This window comes from Mycobacterium sp., from assembly GCF_049280035.1.
Lineage (GTDB): Bacteria > Actinomycetota > Actinomycetes > Mycobacteriales > Mycobacteriaceae > Mycobacterium.
In genome coordinates, this window is record NZ_JBAPPI010000507.1 from 1 (window position 1) to 2,466 (window position 2,466).

Genomic DNA, 2,466 nt, shown 5'->3' on the forward strand with positions numbered 1-2,466 from the left:
GGTCGACGCTGCGGCCGGCCAGCACATCGGGGTCGGTGCTGACGTAACTCGGTCCGACCACCGATGACACGGCTTGCAGCACGCTCGGAGTCATGGCGACGGTGTACCACACGCCCCGACGGCGCCGCGAGTGATGCGAGACTGGGACCCGTGAGCATGCAGCGTGAGGATGTCTGGTTCAACTCGGGTCACGACCGGATCAGTGCGTGGCTGTATCGACCGGCGAGCAACGGCTCAGAAGTAAAGGCACCGCTGCTGGTGATGGCTCACGGGCTGGGCGCGGTTCGCACCATGCGGCTGGACGCCTACGCCGAACGCTTCTGTGCGGCCGGCTACGCCTGTTTGGTGTTCGACTACCGCAACTTCGGCGACAGCCAGGGTGCGCCGCGACAACTACTCGACATCAGCATGCAATTGCAGGACTGGACGGTTGCGGTGGCCTATGCCCGGACACTCCCGGGAATCGACTACAACCGAATTGGCTTGTGGGGCACGTCTTTTAGTGGTGGCCATGTCATAGCAACGGCAGCGCGGCTGCCCGGCATCGCGGCGGTGGTGTCGCAATGCCCGTTCACCGACGGCATCGCCTCGCTTGGCACGCTGAGCCCGTTGATCAGCGCACGCATCACCGGGTTGGCGTTACGCGACCTGATCGGCGCCCGGCTCGGCAGGCCACCGGTGATGGTGCCTACCGCCGGCAACCCGGGCGAGGTTGCGCTGATGAACGCGCCCGACGCCTACGCCGGCTTTTTGAAGCTGGTGCCCGACGGCACGCCGCTGCGAAACGAGGTCGCCGCCCGCATCGGGGTGAAGATCCTGCCCTACCGTCCAGGTCGGCTCGCAGCGAAAGTGACCTGCCCAATCCTGTTCTGTGTGTGCGAATCCGATTCGGTCGCACCGTCGGGGCCGACCCGCCGCTACGCGGCGACGGCGCCACGCGGTCAGATCAAGCTCTATCCGGAGGGACATTTCGAGATCTATGTCGGCGACGCGTTCGAGCGCGTGATCGCCGATCAGCTCGAGTTCCTCGACAAGAACTTGAAGACCGCCTAGTCCTAGCCCGGCGACGATGCGTATAGTACGTTCAGTTTGTACTGAACGCTTTGTATAGTACGGAGCGTGATGTCTCTCGACGAAGCCGAGTTCGTTGACCGCATGGGCTTGTTTTTCGAGACGATCGGCGCCACCCGGACCATGGGCCGCCTTTACGCCTGGCTGACGATCTGCGAGCCGTCGCAGCAGTCGTTGAGCGAGCTGGCGGCGGCGCTGTCGGTCAGCAAGGCATCGGTCAGCACCGTGGCGCGACAGCTGCAGGAGGCCGGCATGGTTGAGCGGCTGCCGTCGGCGTCCCGCCAGCATCGCTACCGGATCACGCCCGGCGGCTTTACCCATGTCCTCAACGTCCAATTGACCCTGATGGGGTCAGGTATCCCTGCCGCCGACTTCGGCCTGCAGCTGCTCGGCGACGATCGACCCGAACAGCGCGAGCGGCTCCAAGACTTTCGGGACTTCTGCGAATTTTCCGCAAGCGACTACCGCGAAGAGCTCACCCGTCGGTGGGAGCAATACCGGGCAGAACGGAGAGCACAGTGAAAGACCAGTCCAGCAAGCTCGATTTCTCCGGCGTGCGCTGGGGCTCAGTGGAATGGACCAACCTGTGCACGCTGTATTTACGCGCTTACGAAAGCCGTTTGGAACGGCCGATTCTCGGCGACCGGGCGGCCGCTGAAGCGGTCGACCGGATCGACTACGACTTCGCCCGAATGCACCGGTCCGTCCAGCCGTGGGGCAACCAGTTCCTGGTTGCGTTGCGCGCCAAGCAACTCGATACTTGGGCCGACGACTTCCTACGCCGTAACCCCGACGCCGTGGTACTGCATCTGGGCTGTGGACTAGACAGTCGCGCGTTTCGGCTCGACGTGCCGTCGGAGGTGTCCTGGTTCGACGTCGACGTGCCCGAAGTCATCGCGCTACGGCGACGGCTCTACACCGAGCGCCCCGGCTACACGATGATCGGGTCGTCGGTCACCGAACCCGGTTGGCTGGAGCAGATCCCGAGCGGCCATCCCGCGCTGATCGTTGCCGAGGGCCTACTGATGTACCTCGACGAGCCCGAACTACGCGATCTGCTGCAGCGGCTGACCGATCGCTTCGGCACCGGCGAACTGCTCGCCGACCTGCTCTCACCATGGGGCCCACGGTTCTCCCAATCTCCAATGCTCGCCAAGGCGTCCACCGCAGGAATCACCAAATGGGGCACCCGAGACGGCCATGAGCTACCAGAGTGGAATCCACGGCTGAACCTCGTCGAGACGACGATGTTCCTCGACCCCGCGAAGATCCCGTTGCGACCGCAACGGCTGATCTACCGGTTCCTGACGGCAATTCCTGCCGTCAGGAACTACGACCGCCTGTACCGATTTCGGTTCTGACTCCGAGCGGTGACTCGTTGCGGATCGACTCGTC

Annotated in this window: 3 protein-coding genes; all 3 read left to right on the forward strand. The window is 64.1% G+C overall.

The window, feature by feature from the left end; translation table 11 throughout:
* Positions 1-156 precede the first annotated feature (156 nt).
* The 3 genes from WAN71_RS16430 (at position 157) to WAN71_RS16440 (ending at position 2,432) form a co-directional block, all read left to right on the forward strand.
* Positions 157-1,053: an alpha/beta hydrolase gene (locus WAN71_RS16430; protein WP_422226351.1), complete on the forward strand. Its 897-nt coding sequence runs from the start codon at positions 157-159 to the stop codon at positions 1,051-1,053.
* A gap of 69 nt (positions 1,054-1,122) precedes the next feature.
* A complete protein-coding gene (locus WAN71_RS16435; RefSeq protein ID WP_422226352.1) occupies positions 1,123-1,593 on the forward strand; it encodes a GbsR/MarR family transcriptional regulator in 471 nt (156 codons plus the stop codon).
* A complete protein-coding gene (locus tag WAN71_RS16440) occupies positions 1,590-2,432 on the forward strand; it encodes a class I SAM-dependent methyltransferase (RefSeq protein WP_422226350.1) in 843 nt (280 codons plus the stop codon). The genes WAN71_RS16435 and WAN71_RS16440 overlap by 4 nt, the downstream gene beginning before the upstream one ends.
* Positions 2,433-2,466 lie beyond the last annotated feature (34 nt).